Source organism: Algoriphagus yeomjeoni (assembly GCF_049821175.1).
Lineage (GTDB): Bacteria > Bacteroidota > Bacteroidia > Cytophagales > Cyclobacteriaceae > Algoriphagus > Algoriphagus yeomjeoni_A.
This window is the reverse complement of record NZ_CP187512.1, coordinates 3,505,269-3,523,516: the sequence shown is the minus strand read 5'-3', so window position 1 is coordinate 3,523,516 and position 18,248 is coordinate 3,505,269. Positions and strand designations below refer to the sequence as shown.

Here is an 18,248-nt window from a genome sequence, read left to right as displayed (position 1 = left end):
TAGATAGATCTATAATAGTACTATGTTTGGCGTAATTAGCGAAAACCTACATCTTAGTACTAATGAAAAAATCGATATTCCTACTTCTTCTTGTCAGTCTGGCATTTTTCTCTTGCTCTCAGAAAAGCGAGTTGGGTAGCTCCATCAGCACAGATTCTGAACAGATAATGGCTGGAAAGTCACTCTTTGAAGCTAATTGTACTACCTGCCATAGTTTTGACAAGCATGGCATAGGGCCTAATCTAAGTGGATTAACACATACTGTTGAAACTGAATGGGTCAGAAATTTCATCAAAAATCCTTCAGAAGTGATCAGTTCCGGTGATCCGCGTGCGGTGACCCTGCTAGAGCAATATAAGGCAATTATGCCTCCTTTTGAAAATTTCACTGAGAAGGAGCTTGACGCAGTTTTAAGTTACCTCCACACATTTGCAGCCCTTCCTGACACCGTTCCGATGGTTGGACTGAAAGATCCTATTCCTGATAGCATTCCTGATTCAGGTATTCGACTGGAGATAGAATATTTTGCGCAGCTTCCTGCCTCAGATTCAAAAGCTCCTTTGGCTAAAATGACTAAAATGGAAACTGAGCCTAACTCTGGACGTTTATTCATCAACGATCAACGAGTAGGTTTGTACGAGTTAATAGAAGGAAAACCAAATCTCTACCTTCCTGCTACTGAATTGTTACCTGACCTAGTGAGTAATCCTGGATGGGCTACTGGCATGGCTAGTTTTACTTTCCATCCAGATTTTGCAACAAATGGACTTTTCTATACGGCGCATACCGATGCCGGAAATTCCAAACCTGCCGATTACAGCTACCCAGATAGTATTAGACATTTTATGCAGTGGGTATTGACAGAATGGAAAGCAGTGGACCCTAGTGCAACTCGCTTTGCGGGAAGCAGTAGAGAAATGCTTAGAATAGACATTCCTTCTCAAGCGCACGGAATGCAGGAAGTCACCTTTAATCCTCATGCTAAAAGAGGAGAGGAAGATTATGGATTGCTTTACATTGGTTTTGGCGATGGAGGCCTGACAGAACAACGGGCTGCCTATTTCTCGGATAGCAGGGGTGCGCTTGTTTATAGTAGCATTCTGAGAATTGACCCCATGGGAACGGACAGTCCTAATGGCAAGTATGGAATTCCATCAAGCAACCCATTTGCTGATGTAGATGGAAAAGCAGGAGAGGTGTATGCTTATGGATTTAGAAATCCCAACCGTGTATTCTGGGATCCTAGAGGAAATATGTTTGCTACTGATATAGGACAACACTCTGTAGAAGAACTAAATAAGATAGAGCCTGGTCAATTTTACGGCTGGCCGATCCGGGAAGGGAGGTTTATCATCAATCCTTATGGCAACTTCAGAGATGTATTCGATTTGCAACCAAATGATGAGAATCTAGGAATCACCTATCCCGAAATTCAAATTGACCACGATGAGATTGCAGCAATTTTCGCAGGATATGAAATGCCTTATGGAAAACTTAAAGGCAAGTTTATCTTCGGAGATATCCTCTCTGGCAGGCTACTTTATTCGGATCTCAAGGATTTGGGTAACATGAAAGTCCAAAGCTGGAAAGTGATTTTCGAGGGAAAAGAAATGACCCTCCTAGAATTAGTCCAAAATGATAGAGTTGACCTAAAGTTCGGGAAAGATGCGGCAAACAATATTTATATCATGAGCAAGACAAATGGGAAGATTTATAAAATAATAAACTAGAAAATAGCGTGTGCAAAAAAGCGCATCTTGAGATAGTGTGATTTCTGAAACGAATTAGTAAATTGAATTGCTATGTTCGACTTTATCAATCTATTATCTGTTGACATTATATTTTTTGGGAAGCCTATCACTCGTGAGCTTCTCATCGCTAATCCTTGGCATTGTCTTACCGAAACCCGCAAGATTGACTGCTTTTATACTTTTTATGAAAATGGTACTTCAACCAAAACTGAAAATGGGGAGGAACATGAACTAGATTGGAAGTTAAGCCCAGAGGGAGTTTTGGAATTTATAGACGACATCGATCCTCCACTTCGCTTTGAAGTAAAGTGTTTGGGAAATCAAATGATCGTATTCAAATATCCAGAAGGAAATATGAGTGGATTAGTACTATTTACCGAAGAAAAGGCTAAGGAAGTTCTGATCCCATTTTTGAATTAATCTCCCGAAATATTAAGCGTACCCACGTAGTAATTTTCATCTACGCTGATTTTAGCATCCTTTTGCGGAATAGCTATTTGCTGCCAGCGTTGCGTTGGTTTCAAATCCAATTCTTTTCCATCCACGTAGATTTTCACCGGCATCTCAAAGCCAACTACCACATTTTCCCAGCGGTAAAAGAGTTCGCCGTCTTTTAGATTATAGCTGAAAATAGGAATTCGTATATCTCTCAGGTATTGATTGAATATAGGGGATAGATTGATCCCTGCTTTTTGTGAAATGTAACTTTCAACTTGGCGGGTTGCTACCGTTTTATGATAAAACTCCTCATTCAGTCCGCGCAAGATACTTCGCCATTTTTCATCATCATTGACGATCTGACGAATGGTATGCAACATATTGGCACCCTTGTAATACATGTCGCTAGAGCCTTCTGAGTTTACATTGTAAGTACCAATAATCGGACTGTCATTGCTGATCGCCATTCTGGTTCCTAGGACATATTCTTTGCTCGCCTCTTTTCCATAAAAATAATCCAGGAAAAGATTCTCTGAATAGGCCGTGAAACTCTCATGAATCCACATATCCGCCACATCTCTGTAGGTGATATTATTGGCAAACCACTCGTGACCGGACTCGTGGATGATAATAAAGTCGAACTTCAGACCCCAGCCTGTTCCACTGAGATCACGTCCCAAATAGCCATTTGCATAAGCATTGCCGTAAGTCACCGAACTCTGATGCTCCATGCCTAAATAAGGAGCCTCGACTAGTTTATAACTGTCTTCATAAAATGGATACGGTCCAAACCAATGCTCAAAAGCCTCCATCATTTTTGGAGCATCTTCAAACTGCTTTTTGGCTTTCTTCAAGTTCTCACGAAGCACATAATAATCCATGTCCAGGTCGCCTTTTTCCCCCTTATATTTCTCTCCAAAATGGACGTAATCACCTACGTTGATATTGATTCCGTAATTATTGATTGGGTTTTTCACCTCCCAGTGATAGGTTTTGGTCTTGGCTTCTTTGTCATGATCAGTTCCTATCAGTCGGCCATTTGACACGTCCATTAGATTTTCCGGAACTGTCACACTCATCAAGACTCCCTGATCCGGCTCATCGTAGCCATGATCCTTGTTGGGCCACCAGATACTAGCTCCTATACCCTGATTGGAATTTGCAATAAAAGGCAAGCCATTACCGTCCGTTTGCCAGGTCAAACCACCATCCCAAGGAGGGCGAATTGCCTCTACCGGAGTTCCTGAGAACGTAAGTGTCAATTCCTTTTCTTCACCAATTGGCTGGGCGGCTTTCAAGGTGATGAAATGTGCATTTCCCTCATGCTCTATTTCTAATTCGGTTCCGTCCTGTTCGGCTTTTGCAAGTTGCATAGGTGCTTGCAAGTCGATTTGCATTCGATTTGCATCTTCTAAGACTTTGTATTTGACTGTATTTTTCCCAGAAAGTGACTTGGTATCAGGGTCCACTTTTACTTCCAAATGATAGTGCTGTAAATCCCACCAAGCTCGCTCTGGAGTAATTGTACCCCGCAGCGTATCCTGACGAGTAAATTCCTCTCCATGAGGAAACATTTGTGCATGGGCACTTAGGCAAAAGAGTAGGGAAAAGCTTAGTAGTATAAATCTCATGGCAAAGTCGAAATTTGGGAATTGAATTCACAAGATACTTGGAAGGATTTATTGAAAAGCTATACATTTCCACGAAAGGACTTAATTTTAGTGAAGAGCCTGTCCCAAACCCTGCTCAATCCAAACCAGTCACTGTACGATTTCGATGAACTATAACAACAAAACCTTTCGCCCAATAAGCAATTCTGAAAATGGAGAGACCTCAGCAGAAACACTTTTCCACTACAAACAGGATGAAAATGTGCTCACCTGTATTTATTCTGGGGGGAAAATAATAAAAGGTCACCTGATCGCTTTGGTAGACGAAGCTGGGAATATAAACATGCGCTATCAACAGCTGAATACGGCAGGTGAACTGATGACAGGAACCTGTCAATCCAAGCCTGAAGTCTTAGAAAATGGTAAAATTCGCCTCCATGAAACTTGGCAATGGACTTCCGGAGACTGCTCAGCAGGAGAGTCCGTTCTTGAGGAAGTTTAAAACCTTAATCCTTTAGACTTTAGACCTTTCACTTCAATCTTTACATCCTTATCCTCCACTCCTTCGGATAATAGTTATTCACACGGTTTCCGAGATTTTTGATCCAACCTAGCGGAAGGTTTTTGAAAGTTATTAACACCCAGCCAACTGGTAAATCAGGCATTTCAAGCTCATTTTTACGCAAAAATTCAATGGCTTCAGTTTCCGAAAGCTCATGAGAAGGGAAGTCCTTTTTAGGTAGTGTGGATAAAGCCCATTCGTGCGTAGGAATCCAGTCACTTTTCTGCTTTTTACCAATCTCCACACCGAAATACTTCAAACTCAGATGCTGAGAGATCTTCTGAAAGTGTAGATTCCAATCCTTCGAAATTCTAAAAAAAGAATCATTCAGTTTGTAATATTTCCCTGTCCCATCAAATCCCAACTCTTCATCCAACTCGCTTGATTCCCGATTAAAAACCTCCTTTAAATATGGGTGCTTGAAGTCTTTAACACGTTTTGGCTCCTGAATGTAAGCCTCACTTGAGCGCTTCAAAATGGTAATAAAAAAACCTTCTCCTTCCACTAAGTGTGGAAAAAAGCGGTAACCGTAATAGGTTTTACCATCAACTTCTACCTGAGTTTCTTTTATTTTCCAAGTGGCATCCAACGGAATTCGAACGGGCTCATAGGAAAACTCCTCAGTCAAAAACCGAATCATATCCTCGTTTTCCTGCTCATTAAAAGTGCAAGTGCTGTAGATCAAATACCCATCAGCCTTCACCAACGCTCCTGCCTGATCCATAATCCGCTTCTGACGTGCCGAACAAAGCTGAACGTTATCCACAGACCATTCTTCGCGCGCCTGCGGATCCTTGCGAAACATCCCCTCGCCAGAGCAGGGAGCATCCACCAGCACCAGATCAAAGAATCCTTCCAATGGTTCATAATGCTCAGAATCATTATTGGTAACTATGGTATTTCCCAAACCCCATTTTATAATGTTTTCCTTCAAAATCTGAGCACGGGGCTGGATAACTTCATTGGCAACCAGCATTCCTCCATTCCCCAAATAGCCGGAGAGCAGCGTGGATTTTCCTCCAGGTGCTGCGGCCAGATCAAGGTAAATTCCTTTGGGAATTTCCAAGGAATTTAGAATGTGTTCGATGAACATCGAAGATGCTTCCTGAACATAATAGGCCCCAGCGTGAATCGCCGGATCTAAGGTAAAAGATGGCCTCTCTTCGAGAAAAAAACCAGTTTCAGACCAAGGGATGGAGGAATTTGCCCAGTTAAGAGAAAAAGTCCTGGCAGAATTTAATCTGACAGAGGTGCGTGAAGGTTTGTTAATAGCTTCTTTAAATTGCTCAAATTCGGCTTGACCGAGTAATTCGAGCATCTGAGACTCGAAGTCCTTAGGAAGATTTGTTTCTGGCATGGGGCAAAGATAAGTGATCAGTTTTCAGTCTCAGTGATCAGTTTTCAGAATCATAATGTTTTAAGCGATTTTATAAATGAGTAGATTGGCTAAAATCTAAAGAGTTATGGAAATCCTCACTAAGATCCTCATTGGCGGCATTGCTGCCCTTCATCTCTACTTTTTATACTTCGAAATGTTTGCTTGGGAAACTATAGGACGAAAAACATTCAAGTCCATGCCTGCAGAACTATTTCCTAAAACCAAGGGTCTTGCAGCCAATCAGGGGTTGTATAACGGTTTTCTAGTGGCAGGATTGGTGTGGTCCCTGCTGATTGAGGATCAAAAATGGTCTTTCTATGTCGCTTTATTTTTTCTGAGCTGTGTGTTGGTAGCTGGAATTTTTGGTGCACTGACCGCCAGCAAAAAAATCTTTTGGGTACAGGGATTACCAGCGCTGATTGCACTCATTTTACTCCACTTAAAGTAGAATTTTCCCGCAGATTTACGCTAATCATTTCGCAGATAATCGCTGAATCTTTCTAATCAGCGATTATCTGCGACTTTTATCGGCGCTGGTCTGCGGGAAATCACTTATAAATCATCCTCCTCCAAGTCATCCTCATCCCCAGGTCCCATATCGAACATAGAGCTGAATAAGTCCTTAAACTGTAAACCTGTGTCCAACACTTTTTTGCTGAGCTGAGAGAACTCCGCCAATCCATGAAGGGCAAATTCCATAAAGAATTCCTTCTCTTTTTCCGGTACTTCTTTCACTAATTGAGTGACCACTTCCTCCAAACCAGGGACAGATTGCAAGGAGGTCTTGTAATCTTTATCTGCCTGTGAGGCTAAAATATCCAATTCATTTCCTTCGCCAAACCAAGCCAATGGCAACACATACGGATTGCCGTCTTTGGATTTTTTCTTCTGCTCTGGAGATGGGAAATAATTCACAAACTGTTTACGAATGGCTTTGCCAATCAAATTGTAAGCAACGAGTCCTGCGCCTTCCTGCTCACCTTCATAGACCAACTCTACTTTTCCGGTGATTGCAGGAATCACACCGATCAAATCGGCAATTCTAATAATGGTGTTGCTCTCACCGTTCATATACATTCTGCGTTCGGCAGCAGAAATCAAATTCTCGTAAGCAGAGATGGTTAGCCTTGCAGACACACCACTTTTCTCATCTACAAACTCAGAACCTCTTGCCTCGATTGCAATCTGCTCGATCAAGTCTTTCATCAACTCTGGAACAAAGATATTCTCGACAGGCTTGCCTTTCAAATTGGCTTCCTGAGCAGTAATTCTCCTCCCGATCTCAATTGATTTTGGGTAATGCGTAATAATTTGACTCTCAATCCTATCCTTCAGCGGAGTAACTATACTTCCTCGGTTAGTGTAATCTTCAGGGTTTGCTGTGAACACAAACTGAATATCCAGCGGCAATCTCAGCTTGAACCCACGGATCTGAATATCACCTTCCTGCAGGATATTGAACAAGGCAACCTGAATTCTGGCTTGCAAATCGGGCAACTCGTTGATCACAAAAATGGAGCGATGGGACCTTGGTACCAGACCATAGTGAATCACACGCTCATCGTTATAGCTCAGCTTCATAGTGGCGGCCTTGATAGGATCCACATCACCAATCAAATCGGCTACAGAAACATCAGGAGTTGCTAATTTTTCAGTATATCGGTCTGATCTATGCCACCATCCAATTGGCGTATTATCACCTTTTTCCTCTATCAAATCCTTGGCAAAAGTAGTCAACGGCTGCAATGGATCGTCATTCAACTCAGCTCCAAAAACGACGGGAATGTACTCATCCAACAGCTGCGTCATCATTCTGGCAATTCTCGTTTTCGCCTGTCCTCTTAGCCCAAGTAAATTGATATTATGTCTGGAAAGAATCGCCCGCTCAATATCGGGAATTACGGTATCCTCAAATCCCCAAATTCCTTCAAATACGTTTTCCTTTCGCTTGATTTTTAGGATCAAGTTATCTCGAAGTTCTTCTTTGATGGATTTGGATTGGTAGCCTGCAGCTTTGAGTTGGCCGAGGGTTTTTATCTGGGTGAGTTCCTTTGGTGTCAGTGTTTGGTAGTCCATATTGCTTAAAAGCGTTTCGTTCTATTTCGTCTATAATCTTCAAAAATCAGGTCGCCGAGCCCTTTCAGACTGCTGTAGTAGGCATTCCCGTTATTCACTTTGGTAAATTCCTTTACAAATTCCTTCAGATACGGATCTGAGGCAATCATAAAAGTCGTTACTGGTATTTTCAGTTTTCGGCATTGCGCAGCGAGTTTTAGCGTTTCGCTAAGGATCTTGCTGTCAATCCCAAAAGCATTTTTGTAATATTTGATTCCCACTTTCAGGCAGGTTGGTTTTCCATCCGTGATCATGAAAATCTGCTTATTTGGGTTCTTTCTTCTTCGCAATAAATCCATTGCCAACTCTAATCCAGCAACAGTATTCGTATGATAAGGGCCAACTTGCAGGTAAGGTAAATCTTTGATTTCTATCTGCCAGGCATCATTTCCGAAGACGATGATGTCGAGTGTGTCTTTTGGATATCGAGTTTTGATCAGTTCTGCCAAAGCCATGGCTACTTTCTTCGCGGGAGTGATTCTATCTTCCCCATACAAAATCATAGAGTGGGAAATATCTATCATCAGCACCGTAGATGTCTGTGAGCGAAATTCATTTTCCGCAACCTCCAAATCGCCTTCTGTCAATAAGTATTCTCCTGAGAAACCATGGTTTGCCTGTGCATTTCTAAGGGAGTCCGTCAAAGCGATTTGATCCAAATTATCTCCAAATTCATAAGCTCGGCGATCCGTGCCACGTTCGTCTCCTTGACCTGAATGGGTGGTTTTGTGTTGACCTGATTTTCCTCGCTTGAGTTTCCCGAAAATCTCTTCCAAAGCTGATTTCCGTATAGTCTGTTCGGCTTTACCAGTGATTTTTAACTCACCCTTTTGGTTTTCCTCAGTCAGGTAGCCTTTACTTTTCAGATCTTCGAAAAAGTCTCCAATTCCATAGTTGGGATTGGTCATGTTGTAGCGATTGTCAAGATTGGTGAGCCAGCTCATCGCCTCAGCCACATCCCCGCCAGTCATGGTGACGAGTTGCAAAAATATATTCAACAGATTCTCAAACGTATTCTTCTCAGGATCCTGAGTGGGTACGAACTGAGTAAATCGAAATCCTTTCATAATTAGACTCAAGTATCAAGATTCAAGACACAAGACTTTGGTTTTAAAGTAACCAACGAGACTCTTGTCAAAATTAACTAAGCCGGAAAGCCTTGAAATTCAATTTAGTGGAATTTTATTGACTCCGACAGTTCAGGTAACAAACAGAAGGGTATGGTAGTTTAGTAAATGGAATAAAAACTCTAAAATTATGAAAAACTACCTTGGAGCCGTCGGTATAGTCACTGGTGTGTTAATCATATTTGTCAGCGCTATACAATTCAATTTAGGTATGTTTCTGATATGGCTGCTTTTCTTGGCAGGCCCTGTTTTGGTCTTGTGGATGGTGTGGTCAGTGCTGATTGCAGATGTGGTCGTAAAAGAAACTTTTGAAGAACAATGGTATCAGGATGAGCCTGAAATGCGGAGAAGGGGTTTAGCTTGAGAAAAATTGTTTGGGAGTGAGAACAGGAATTTGATTCGCTGTTTTGAAGTCCTTAAGGTCACGAGTAATTAGGAAATCCATTTTATTTTCAATGGCAGTAAAGTATTGAAGAGCATCTTCTTTGTCTTTGAAATCTGAATTCATAGCACGCAAAAATGCTTGCTCTCCCCCAGAGATTACCTTGCAAAAGCCATTAAACTGAAGCAGTTTTTCTTTAGCATCAACTAGTTTATAGCGGTCAAAAGACATATAAATAAGTAGGCCTAAAGACACTTCAGAAATGAACAGCTGAGCTTCACCATCTGCCACTAAGGTAAGAAATGGCAAAGAGTCTTCCACAAACGGCTCCCGATTTGCAACTAAGTCCAGCACAACATTAGAATCTAAAAATATCCTATACATACTTTTTATCGCGGTGTTCTCGCATTAATTCTTTATCTGACTTTTCGAGGGCTTTTATTGGAGACTCCTTTTTTAATCTCTCTAAAAATCGTGCAGCTGCTAGCTGCTCCTGAGTTTTTTCAACTTTAGGTGTTTCTTTTTCAAAAATCTCTTCAAACATCCTAGAAAGCGAAATTCCTCTCTTAGCTGCTTGCATCTTGGCTTTCTCTACAATTTCCTTTTTTACAGTGAGTGTGAGTTTGGTTTTCATAAGTGACACGTGTTTGACTTAAATATACGTGTATTTTGGGGAAAGATGTTCCATTTATGAATTTAAAGGGGAAACTTTAGTCTTGTATCTTTGCCTCATGACTCCCGCCTCAAAACACTCTTTCATCATCAAATCCACCGCCAAGCGGCTGGGCTTTGACTTTTGTGGGATAGCGAAAGCGGGATTTTTGGAAGAGGAAGCTCCGAGATTGGAAGACTGGCTGAATCGGAATTACAACGGGGAAATGGGCTATCTGGCCAATCACTTTGACAAGAGGCTCGATCCTACAAAACTGGTGGAAGGTGCCAAAACGGTGGTTTCTTTGGTCTATAATTACTACCCAGAACAAAAACTTCCTGAAACCTCAGACTCCATCAAGCTTGCCAAATACGCTTACGGCGAGGACTATCATTTTGTAATTCGGGACAAACTCAATGAATTTCTGGAAAGCCTCCGCAACGAAATCGGTGAAATAGACGGTCGGGGATTTGTAGATTCTGCTCCAGTCATGGAGCGTCAATGGGCCCAAAAAGCAGGATTGGGATGGCTCGGGAAAAACAGCTTGTTGCTAAATCGGGAAATGGGAAGTTTCTTTTTCCTTGCCGAACTCATCATCGATCTGGAAGTGACACCGGATACACCCTTGGCAAAAGATTACTGTGGTACCTGCACTGCCTGCATCGATGCATGTCCCACCGACGCCATAGTAGATAATGGAGTCATTGACGGTTCCCGCTGTATCTCTTACCTGACCATCGAATTGAAAGATGCCATCCCTACTGAGTTTAAAGGAAAAATGGAAAACTGGGCTTTTGGCTGCGATATCTGCCAGGATGTATGTCCTTGGAATAGATTTTCCAAACCCCATCAAGAGCCAAAATTCCTACCTCATCCAGAGCTGGCAGAATTTAACAATCGGGATTGGCAAGAGATAACCGAAGAAACTTTTAGGAAGGTTTTTAAAAAATCAGCAGTAAAGCGCACTAAACTTGCTGGACTGAAAAGAAATGTCGAATTTCTTAAGTCTAAATAACCAGATCCGATATCCATATGAGTCCTATAGCTCCAAACCTTAAGTCCGTACAGAAGCTTTTTAAACCTAAAAAAAGAAAGAAAAAGAACTTTAAGCTTGGCCTGCCTCCCGGTTCCTTGGTTTATACCGGAGAAAAAAAGCTGGACAATGTCTTAATTAATTTAATCAGCTACGATGAGGTTGATTTATATGAAGAAACAATTGCCTTAGATCAACTCGAAGAGCATTTAAAACTGAAAAAAAAGGTTCTTTGGGTTGATATCATCGGCTTGCATGATGTAGAATTACTGGAGAGAATCGGTTTGCTTTTTGGAATTCACAAGCTGACGATGGAGGACATCGTGAATACAGATCAGCGCCCCAAAATGGAAGCTTTTGAGGACTATCTTTTTGCAGCGATGAAGATGATCCAATGCCCTACACCCGAATCTCCAATTGATGATGAACAAATCAGTTTTGTCTTAAAAGACGGGATTTTACTCACTTTTCAGGAGAAAAAAGGGGACGTTTTCCAGTTTGTGAGAAATCGCCTTGCAGACCAAAAGCGTGCCATTCGGCAACGAAAAGCAGATTATTTGCTGTATGCATTACTTGATGCAGTCATTGATAATTACTTCATCGTAATGGAAAACATAGGGGAGCGAATTGAGAATTTGGAATCCCAAGCGATGTTGTCACCTGGCAATGAAACGCTGAATGCGTTGTATGTTCAAAGAAAGGAAATGATGGATCTTCGTAGAACCGTCTATCCTTTGCGTGAAGTAATCGGCTCTTTCGACAAATATGCAGATGATAAAATCAGTGCTGAGACAAGGCCTTTTATCCGGGATTTGTATGAAAACACGATTCAGGTCATAGAGACAATGGAAGTATTCCGAGATATGTCATCAGGTGTGCTGGACCTGTATATGAATAGTCTTTCAAACCGCATGAATAACATCATGAAGGTACTCACGATCATTTCCACGATCTTTATTCCGTTGAGTTTTGTGGCAGGGGTCTATGGGATGAACTTTGACAATATGCCTGAGCTACACTGGAAATACAGCTATTTCGTAGTGATGGGAGGGATGACGCTAGCTGTAATTGGGATGCTGTTTTTCTTCCGCAAGAAAAACTGGTTGTAATTTTACTGAAGCTTGAGAATGACATCTTTTTTCCCATTTTTAAGCAAAAGTTCTCCAGCACTTACCTGATAATAGCGCACAGATTTGAGGACTTCCAAAAATTTGTTTTCGAAAGGAGAATCTTGACAAGCCATTCTGGTTGAACCTATTTCATCAAATTCTAACATGTTTTTCTTCCCTATTTCGTAAGAACCAAAAATACGATTGCAACCCCCCGTTCCAGAAATCATACTTTGTCGGGAATCAAAAATCAAATGAGCATCTTGCTCTGAACCTGAAGTTTGAACTGGTACTTGCATGATCTCCACAAGAGTCCATTGTTTGCCTTCCCAATTTTTATCAGGATAAGATTTGGGACTACATGAAGCTAAAATAAGAAGGGTGAACGCAAAGAATATATTTTTCATAATTGGGTGATTTACTACTTATAAGGCCTAAATCATGCCAATTGTTCCGAATTCTTAGTTTAAAAAGCCTTTAGACTGATATCCAAACTTTTCACCGAATGTGTCAATGCCCCCATGGAAATATAATCTACTCCGCACTCAGCCACATCTACAAGTGTATCCTCGGTAATGCCTCCTGAAGCTTCGGTTTTATATTGATTCCCAATCATAGCTACAGCTTCACGCATAGTAGCGTAATCCATATTATCCAGCATGATCTGATCTACTCCACCTACTGCGAGCACTTGTTTGACTTCATCCAGATTACGGGTTTCTATTTCAATTCGAAGATCCAGATTATTGGTTTTTAAGTATGCATTGCATCGCTCGATTGCCTGAGGTATTCCTCCCGCAAAATCCACATGGTTGTCTTTCAGCATCACCATATCATAAAGCGCAAATCGATGATTTACTCCTCCGCCGATGTGTACAGCCCACTTTTCCATCAATCTGAAATTCGGGGTAGTCTTTCGGGTATCCATCAGTCGAGCTTTGGTGTGGATGATCTGCTGCGTGAGTCGGTGTGTCAAAGTTGCAATGCCACTCATCCGCTGCATGCAATTAAGCACTAAGCGCTCCGAAGAAAGTATCGAAGCAGAAGGACCTTTTACTATTAGTCCGATATCTCCGTATTTCACCTCATCACCGTCTTTGACCAGCAACTCGACTTCGAGATTTGGATCAAAAGTCTTAAAAATCTTCTCTGCCAACTCGATACCCGCTATTATACCATCGTCTTTGATAAGGAGTTTTGCCTGCCCGGTTTTTCCCTCGGGAATCGAAGAAAGTGAAGAGTAATCACCTGGGCCTATATCCTCTAGAAAAGCAGCGGCGATAAATGTGGAAATGGCTTCTTCGGTGAGATAAGTTGGTTTCATGCCCAAAAATAGGGATTTGAAGCTCCTGTAACGGGGTTATAGCTCAAATTTCTTTTAGAGTAGGATAGATTTCGTTCCGTAGGAACGACTGGTCGGTAGAATTAATGTGGGTTTTTATTTATTCGTTCCGTAGGAACGTCTGGTAAACCATATATCATCATACGTTCCAATGGAACGTGATGAAGACCTTTTAATCGGTTGAACTACCGACCAATTGTCCAGCTGGGACAATCATGTATAGTTTATCAATGATCGAAAGAAAAATATTTTTTTGATCCACCAATCTCCACTGAGTAAGAATTAATTCAACCTCTAAAATGCTATTCTTTTTGGCTGTAAAAAAAATTAGAAAAACTCCTTATCCTTTCACAAACTCCAAACTGTAAATTTTGATTTCAGAAGCTTGTTGAGATACTTTTATAAAAACCTTAAACATACCTTGACCTGTCTGATAATCACCAATATAGGAACTCAGTATTGGGTTATTTTCACTTCGGAAAACAAGGCTAAAGCCCATTGATGGGTTTTTCTTGAAAAAATCTTTTAATACAACTTCTGCCTGATTTTTAGAATAATCTCCCTGCTGTCCGTTAACATTTAAGGAAATACTGGAATCGAAGTATTTGGCTAAATCGCTGCTAGAACCACTATCAATTGCAGATATGATCGTTTCTATAGAATCCACGTTCTCAAATTCCATTTCTGGAAACTGAATAAACAGGAATATCGAAACGATTAAACTTACTATTGAGGTCATAGTCCATGCTAGGCAAATACTAAGCCAAAAACGGAATCATGTACTGCATTTATCAGTTTACCAAGTGCATGTCTGGGAAGTTTTCTGTTATCAGTATTTTGGGACGACTTTACTCTTAATTATAATATATTTGCGGTATGGATAAGAAAGTACTTTTAATGATTTTGGATGGTTGGGGAATAGCCACCAATCCTTCTGTTTCTGCGATTGACAAAGCAAAAACCCCTTTTGTAGATAGTCTTTACACAAAGTATCCTCATGGAAAACTGGAAGCTTCTGGTCTTGCAGTTGGCCTACCTGAAGGCCAAATGGGCAATTCCGAAGTGGGCCACATGAACATCGGTGCGGGTCGAGTGGTATATCAGGATTTAGTGAAAATCAACCTCGCCGTAGAGAATAAAGAGCTAAATACCCACCCAGTTTTGGTAGAAGCATTTGCCAAAGCCAAAGCCGCAAACAAGAAAGCTCATTTCATGGGATTACTTTCAGATGGCGGAGTACATGCACATATTACACACCTGAAAGGACTTTGTGATGCAGCTAAATTCAATGGGATGAATGATGTGTTTATTCATGCGTTCACAGACGGAAGAGATACAGACCCAAAAGGTGGCATTGGATATTTAGAAGATCTTCAGGCTCATTTGACTAATTCTACTGGTAAGATTGCTTCCGTAGTAGGAAGATATTATGCCATGGACAGAGACAATCGTTGGGAGCGGGTAAAGCTTGCCTACGATGCGATGGTAAAAGGTGAAGGTGAAAAATCCAAAGACATCATTGCTGCCATGCGTAAATCCTACGAAAATGGAGTTACAGATGAATTTATTCGCCCAATCATCCATGTTGGAGCAGATAATAAGCCTTTGGCGACAATAGAGGAGGGTGATCTTTTGATTTGCTTCAATTTCCGAACTGATCGAGGAAGAGAAATCTCTCAGGCGCTTACTCAGCGTGATTACGAAGATTTCAATATGAAAAAGTTGAATGTAGACTACGTCACTTTTACTAATTACGATGCTACCTTCAAAGGAGTAGAAGTTCTCTTCGAAAAAGATAATCTGAATAATACCCTAGGCGAAGTCCTTGAAAGAGCGAATAAAAAGCAGATCAGAATCGCTGAAACTGAGAAGTATCCTCACGTAACCTTCTTCTTTTCCGGTGGAAGAGAATCAGAATTCAATGGTGAAAGCAGACTACTTTGCCCATCTCCGAAAGTAGCAACCTATGACCTTAAACCTGAAATGAGTGCTTTTGAAATCGCTTCCAAAATCAATGGCGAGTTGAAAAAGAAAAGTGCTGATTTCATCTGTCTCAACTTCGCAAATGCGGATATGGTAGGTCACACGGGTGATTTCGATGCAGCTGTGAAAGCTTGTGAAGCGGTAGATGCCTGTGCTGATAGCGTGATCACGACCGCTTTGGCAAACGACTACACCATTATAGTCATAGCAGATCATGGAAATAGCGACATGATGATCAATGAAGATGGCACTCCGAACACAGCGCATACTACTAACTTGGTACCATGCATCATGGTGGACAAAAATGACCTGCTTACCATTAATGATGGAAAACTTGGCGATTTGGCACCTACGATTCTTAAACTGATGGGAATAGAAAAGCCAGCCGATATGACTGGAAATATCCTTTTGACTTAATGATGCAAACCAAAAGTTTTTCCTTCGGGATTATCTTTCTAGCCGTTTTCGGGCTTTTCTCCTGCGTGGGTGAAATCTCAACTGCAATTGAAGAAGATCCGTACTTCGATCTTAAAGGATTTGTCGAAGAGAATATTCAAAAACTTGATAGCGTAGAAGTAACCAAAGTATCTCAGATTCAAGAGGAAGAAAATGAGGTCTCTGTGGTTTATTCTATTCAGGATTTGGAGGAAGAATTCAGTATTTTCATAGAAGCTGATATCAATAAGGCTTCCATGCTTCAATCGTATAAAACTTCAACTTCAGATGATCTTCTGACTCATGAAGCGCCACCAAAATCAAAGGAAAAAGTAAAATACATCAAAGTCACCTATGAAAATGATGCTGTTAGTAGTGTTTCAATCAAAATAGCTGATGATAACTTATTCTATTCCACCACTACCTTGGCAGCGATATACATTGATACTTCTACCAAGTTGATAGACCGCTATTCAATAGAGACGTCTCAGAAGATCTGGTTTTTAGATGAGAATGATATGAAGATCAAAGGAACAATAGTTCCGAATTGAAAAGGACTTCTGGAAGAAATAGAGAAAGGACCGAAGATTATCTTCAGTCCTTTCTTTTTTCATCAATTATTTGTCAAACATTGGAGGTCGTTTAGCCTGCCAGTCGCTGTTTTTTTGAATTAAGTCTCCGAGCATTACCAGTTTCTCCTCTTCGAAAAGATTGGCCAACAGCGTAATAGAAGTTGGACTTCCTGATTCACTAAAGCCATTTGGAAGGCAAAGTGCAGGGTGCCCAGTCAGATTAGTGATCTGTAGCTGCGCTCCTCCGAAGCTTGGAGTTACGATCACATCATAATCCTTCATGATTTCGTGCATTTCCTGGATTAGGATAGTCCTTTGTCTGGCTGCTTGTACGTATTCGACAGCTGGAATAAACCTTGCCGAGCGAAATGAATTTGGCCAGGCATTTTTGTGCTGCGCTACCAGTTGATCATCCCAGCCATTTCTAGTCAACTCATCAAAAGCTGCAGCAGCTTCCACAGATAACATTATTTGAATTGCTCGGGGATTTACAGAAGTTTTTAGCTCCACTGGATGCAACTCAAATCCCTGATTTCTCAACAAATCCAGTACATCTTGATTGTTTTGGGAGCCAGATCCATTCCCCTCAAAATAGGCTTTGAAGTAGCCAACTTTTAGCTTTTTTACATCTGTTTTTGATGAGAAATTAAATGCTGATTTTATGGTGCTGGCATCCATTGCGTCTTCTCCGTTGATTATCGAGAGGACAATCCCATCATCTAAAGCTGATCTGGATATTGGCCCTATTTTATCCATTGACCAACTTAAGGCCATTGCACCATTCTTACTAACCCGACCATAAGTTGGTCTAAGGCCAGTTACACCATTTCTAGTTGAAGGTGATACGATGGATCCCAAAGTTTCTGTGCCAATGGCGAAAGGAACTAAGCCAGCACTAACTGCCGAAGCTGAGCCTGCGGAAGATCCACTTGCTCCTTGCTCCAGATTCCAAGGGTTTTTGGTCACTCCGCCATACCACACATCTCCCATTGCCAAGGCCCCAAGCGTGAATTTACCCACCAGTACGCCACCGGCGTCATTCAACATATTCACTACGGTAGCTGTCATATCAATTTCCTGATCTTTATATGGCATAGCTCCCCAAGTCGTCTTGGTGCCTTTTACAGCCAAAAGATCCTTGATTCCATAAGGTATCCCGTGAAGGGGACCACGATATTTTCCAGTAGCCAACTCCGCATCCATCTCCTTAGCTTTTTCCAATGCAGAAGTCTCCATTAAAGTGATCAAGCATTGAAGTGTGTCTGAATAGGTTTTGATACGGTCCAGGTAGATTTTTGTCAGTCGCTCACTGGATATCTTCTTGGATTTGATCAACACTGCGAGCTCATGAACTGGCATGTAAGCAATGTCGGATTCTTTAGCAGGCAAACTTATCTCTGCTGCCAAGCCCCAGTCTAGTTGCTTTTGTATTTGATCCGGTTGAAATCCCGAGGGCAGCGGATTGAAAACCAAAGCAGGTGCTACTGAGTTGTCTAACTTTACTTCTCGCAAAGTTTCATATCTATTGCGTTGGTTCTCTAATGATCCCAACATACTGTCTTTCTCTGCTTGGGTAAAAGACAAACCAAATAGCTCTGAAGCTCCCTCGATAGAAAGTGGTGTAATTTCACCAGTATTTCTACCTAGTGTAAAACCTAGAAGTAAGCAGCCTGCCGCCGCGACAAGGATAAAAGCCGATGAAGAAACTGTGTTTTTTGATTCCATTGAATAGTTTTGTAATAATGTAATCTAAGAATGC

The 18,248-nt window shown here is 41.3% G+C and carries 19 protein-coding genes; 9 read left to right on the top strand and 10 right to left on the bottom strand.

Annotated features, from left to right (window positions below; genetic code table 11):
* Window positions 1-62 precede the first annotated feature (62 nt).
* Together ACPUEN_RS14160 and ACPUEN_RS14155 are read left to right on the top strand one after the other, a co-directional pair.
* Window positions 63-1,730 carry a PQQ-dependent sugar dehydrogenase gene (locus ACPUEN_RS14160; RefSeq protein WP_425636550.1) on the top strand — a complete coding sequence of 556 codons (1,668 nt, stop codon included), beginning with the start codon at window positions 63-65 and terminating at the stop codon, window positions 1,728-1,730.
* 72 nt (window positions 1,731-1,802) lie between these two features.
* On the top strand, window positions 1,803-2,171 hold the full coding sequence (locus ACPUEN_RS14155) for a hypothetical protein (RefSeq protein WP_425636549.1): 369 nt from the start codon (window positions 1,803-1,805) through the stop codon (window positions 2,169-2,171).
* Here the strand turns inward: ACPUEN_RS14155 and ACPUEN_RS14150 are convergent.
* Window positions 2,168-3,820: a M1 family metallopeptidase gene (locus tag ACPUEN_RS14150; RefSeq protein ID WP_425636548.1), complete on the bottom strand. Its 1,653-nt coding sequence runs from the start codon at window positions 3,818-3,820 to the stop codon at window positions 2,168-2,170. The two genes, ACPUEN_RS14155 and ACPUEN_RS14150, sit on opposite strands and share 4 nt — an antisense overlap.
* A gap of 145 nt (window positions 3,821-3,965) precedes the next feature.
* Between ACPUEN_RS14150 and ACPUEN_RS14145 the strand changes: the two genes are divergently transcribed.
* On the top strand, window positions 3,966-4,301 hold the full coding sequence (locus ACPUEN_RS14145; RefSeq protein WP_425636547.1) for a n-acetylglutamate synthase: 336 nt from the start codon (window positions 3,966-3,968) through the stop codon (window positions 4,299-4,301).
* Between the two features lie 40 nt (window positions 4,302-4,341).
* Here the strand turns inward: ACPUEN_RS14145 and ACPUEN_RS14140 are convergent, their stop codons facing one another.
* Window positions 4,342-5,718, bottom strand: a complete 1,377-nt coding sequence (locus ACPUEN_RS14140; protein ID WP_425636546.1) for a methyltransferase RsmF C-terminal domain-like protein — start codon at window positions 5,716-5,718, stop codon at window positions 4,342-4,344.
* Window positions 5,719-5,824: 106 nt separating this feature from the next.
* Here ACPUEN_RS14140 and ACPUEN_RS14135 point away from each other — a divergent pair, with 106 nt between their 5' ends.
* The gene (locus tag ACPUEN_RS14135; protein WP_425636545.1) at window positions 5,825-6,187 is read left to right on the top strand and encodes a DUF1304 domain-containing protein; all 363 of its coding nucleotides are present in this window, start codon (window positions 5,825-5,827) and stop codon (window positions 6,185-6,187) included.
* Between the two features lie 104 nt (window positions 6,188-6,291).
* On the opposite strand, the gene ACPUEN_RS14130 is transcribed toward ACPUEN_RS14135, so the two are convergent.
* Window positions 6,292-7,815 (bottom strand): magnesium chelatase, encoded by a 1,524-nt coding sequence (locus ACPUEN_RS14130; RefSeq protein ID WP_425636544.1) that lies wholly within the window; start codon window positions 7,813-7,815, stop codon window positions 6,292-6,294.
* A gap of 5 nt (window positions 7,816-7,820) precedes the next feature.
* Entirely contained in the window at window positions 7,821-8,921 is a 1,101-nt protein-coding gene (locus tag ACPUEN_RS14125) for a vWA domain-containing protein (RefSeq protein WP_425636543.1), read from the bottom strand.
* A gap of 190 nt (window positions 8,922-9,111) precedes the next feature.
* Between ACPUEN_RS14125 and ACPUEN_RS14120 the strand changes: the two genes are divergently transcribed.
* Entirely contained in the window at window positions 9,112-9,345 is a 234-nt protein-coding gene (locus ACPUEN_RS14120) for a hypothetical protein (protein WP_425636542.1), read from the top strand.
* Here ACPUEN_RS14120 and ACPUEN_RS14115 read toward each other — a convergent pair.
* Together ACPUEN_RS14115 and ACPUEN_RS14110 are read right to left on the bottom strand one after the other, a co-directional pair.
* Window positions 9,337-9,747 carry a type II toxin-antitoxin system VapC family toxin gene (locus tag ACPUEN_RS14115; RefSeq protein WP_425636541.1) on the bottom strand — a complete coding sequence of 137 codons (411 nt, stop codon included), beginning with the start codon at window positions 9,745-9,747 and terminating at the stop codon, window positions 9,337-9,339. The genes ACPUEN_RS14120 and ACPUEN_RS14115 overlap by 9 nt on opposite strands.
* Entirely contained in the window at window positions 9,740-9,997 is a 258-nt protein-coding gene (locus tag ACPUEN_RS14110; protein WP_283413485.1) for a DUF6364 family protein, read from the bottom strand. Before ACPUEN_RS14110 ends, ACPUEN_RS14115 begins: the two co-directional genes overlap by 8 nt.
* A 97-nt stretch (window positions 9,998-10,094) precedes the next feature.
* On the opposite strand from ACPUEN_RS14110, the gene queG reads away from it, so the two are divergent.
* Window positions 10,095-11,030, top strand: coding sequence for a tRNA epoxyqueuosine(34) reductase QueG (gene queG / locus ACPUEN_RS14105; protein WP_425636540.1), 936 nt, complete (start codon window positions 10,095-10,097; stop codon window positions 11,028-11,030).
* A gap of 17 nt (window positions 11,031-11,047) precedes the next feature.
* Window positions 11,048-12,157 (top strand): magnesium/cobalt transporter CorA, encoded by a 1,110-nt coding sequence (corA, locus tag ACPUEN_RS14100; protein ID WP_425636539.1) that lies wholly within the window; start codon window positions 11,048-11,050, stop codon window positions 12,155-12,157.
* Between the two features lie 2 nt (window positions 12,158-12,159).
* Here corA and ACPUEN_RS14095 read toward each other — a convergent pair whose 3' ends face one another.
* The 3 genes from ACPUEN_RS14095 to ACPUEN_RS14085 form a co-directional block, all read right to left on the bottom strand.
* Window positions 12,160-12,564: an META domain-containing protein gene (locus tag ACPUEN_RS14095; protein ID WP_425636538.1), complete on the bottom strand. Its 405-nt coding sequence runs from the start codon at window positions 12,562-12,564 to the stop codon at window positions 12,160-12,162.
* A gap of 59 nt (window positions 12,565-12,623) precedes the next feature.
* Window positions 12,624-13,481 carry a carboxylating nicotinate-nucleotide diphosphorylase gene (gene nadC, locus ACPUEN_RS14090; protein WP_425636537.1) on the bottom strand — a complete coding sequence of 286 codons (858 nt, stop codon included), beginning with the start codon at window positions 13,479-13,481 and terminating at the stop codon, window positions 12,624-12,626.
* Between the two features lie 358 nt (window positions 13,482-13,839).
* On the bottom strand, window positions 13,840-14,238 hold the full coding sequence (locus tag ACPUEN_RS14085) for a DUF4783 domain-containing protein (RefSeq protein ID WP_425636535.1): 399 nt from the start codon (window positions 14,236-14,238) through the stop codon (window positions 13,840-13,842).
* A 137-nt stretch (window positions 14,239-14,375) separates the two neighbouring features.
* On the opposite strand from ACPUEN_RS14085, the gene gpmI reads away from it, so the two are divergent.
* Entirely contained in the window at window positions 14,376-15,899 is a 1,524-nt protein-coding gene (gene gpmI, locus ACPUEN_RS14080) for a 2,3-bisphosphoglycerate-independent phosphoglycerate mutase (RefSeq protein WP_425636534.1), read from the top strand.
* A complete protein-coding gene (locus ACPUEN_RS14075) occupies window positions 15,899-16,468 on the top strand; it encodes a hypothetical protein (protein WP_425636533.1) in 570 nt (189 codons plus the stop codon). The genes gpmI and ACPUEN_RS14075 overlap by 1 nt, the downstream gene beginning before the upstream one ends.
* A gap of 66 nt (window positions 16,469-16,534) precedes the next feature.
* Here the strand turns inward: ACPUEN_RS14075 and ACPUEN_RS14070 are convergent, their stop codons facing one another.
* A complete protein-coding gene (locus tag ACPUEN_RS14070; protein ID WP_425636532.1) occupies window positions 16,535-18,214 on the bottom strand; it encodes an amidase in 1,680 nt (559 codons plus the stop codon).
* Window positions 18,215-18,248 lie beyond the last annotated feature (34 nt).

Bases quoted from the DNA above. Each gene is read 5' to 3' on its own strand.
- ACPUEN_RS14125 (WP_425636543.1), bottom strand. From the start codon at position 8,921: ATGAAAGGATTTCGATTTACTCAGTTCGTACCCACTCAGGATCCTGAG.
- ACPUEN_RS14155 (WP_425636549.1), top strand. From the start codon at position 1,803: ATGTTCGACTTTATCAATCTATTATCTGTTGACATTATATTTTTTGGG.
- nadC (WP_425636537.1), bottom strand. From the start codon at position 13,481: ATGAAACCAACTTATCTCACCGAAGAAGCCATTTCCACATTTATCGCC.
- corA (WP_425636539.1), top strand. From the start codon at position 11,048: ATGAGTCCTATAGCTCCAAACCTTAAGTCCGTACAGAAGCTTTTTAAA.
- ACPUEN_RS14140 (WP_425636546.1), bottom strand. From the start codon at position 5,718: ATGCCAGAAACAAATCTTCCTAAGGACTTCGAGTCTCAGATGCTCGAA.
- ACPUEN_RS14075 (WP_425636533.1), top strand. From the start codon at position 15,899: ATGATGCAAACCAAAAGTTTTTCCTTCGGGATTATCTTTCTAGCCGTT.
- gpmI (WP_425636534.1), top strand. From the start codon at position 14,376: ATGGATAAGAAAGTACTTTTAATGATTTTGGATGGTTGGGGAATAGCC.
- ACPUEN_RS14115 (WP_425636541.1), bottom strand. From the start codon at position 9,747: ATGTATAGGATATTTTTAGATTCTAATGTTGTGCTGGACTTAGTTGCA.
- ACPUEN_RS14160 (WP_425636550.1), top strand. From the start codon at position 63: ATGAAAAAATCGATATTCCTACTTCTTCTTGTCAGTCTGGCATTTTTC.
- ACPUEN_RS14145 (WP_425636547.1), top strand. From the start codon at position 3,966: ATGAACTATAACAACAAAACCTTTCGCCCAATAAGCAATTCTGAAAAT.
- ACPUEN_RS14150 (WP_425636548.1), bottom strand. From the start codon at position 3,820: ATGAGATTTATACTACTAAGCTTTTCCCTACTCTTTTGCCTAAGTGCC.
- ACPUEN_RS14070 (WP_425636532.1), bottom strand. From the start codon at position 18,214: ATGGAATCAAAAAACACAGTTTCTTCATCGGCTTTTATCCTTGTCGCG.
- ACPUEN_RS14095 (WP_425636538.1), bottom strand. From the start codon at position 12,564: ATGAAAAATATATTCTTTGCGTTCACCCTTCTTATTTTAGCTTCATGT.
- ACPUEN_RS14085 (WP_425636535.1), bottom strand. From the start codon at position 14,238: ATGACCTCAATAGTAAGTTTAATCGTTTCGATATTCCTGTTTATTCAG.
- queG (WP_425636540.1), top strand. From the start codon at position 10,095: ATGACTCCCGCCTCAAAACACTCTTTCATCATCAAATCCACCGCCAAG.
- ACPUEN_RS14130 (WP_425636544.1), bottom strand. From the start codon at position 7,815: ATGGACTACCAAACACTGACACCAAAGGAACTCACCCAGATAAAAACC.
- ACPUEN_RS14110 (WP_283413485.1), bottom strand. From the start codon at position 9,997: ATGAAAACCAAACTCACACTCACTGTAAAAAAGGAAATTGTAGAGAAA.
- ACPUEN_RS14120 (WP_425636542.1), top strand. From the start codon at position 9,112: ATGAAAAACTACCTTGGAGCCGTCGGTATAGTCACTGGTGTGTTAATC.
- ACPUEN_RS14135 (WP_425636545.1), top strand. From the start codon at position 5,825: ATGGAAATCCTCACTAAGATCCTCATTGGCGGCATTGCTGCCCTTCAT.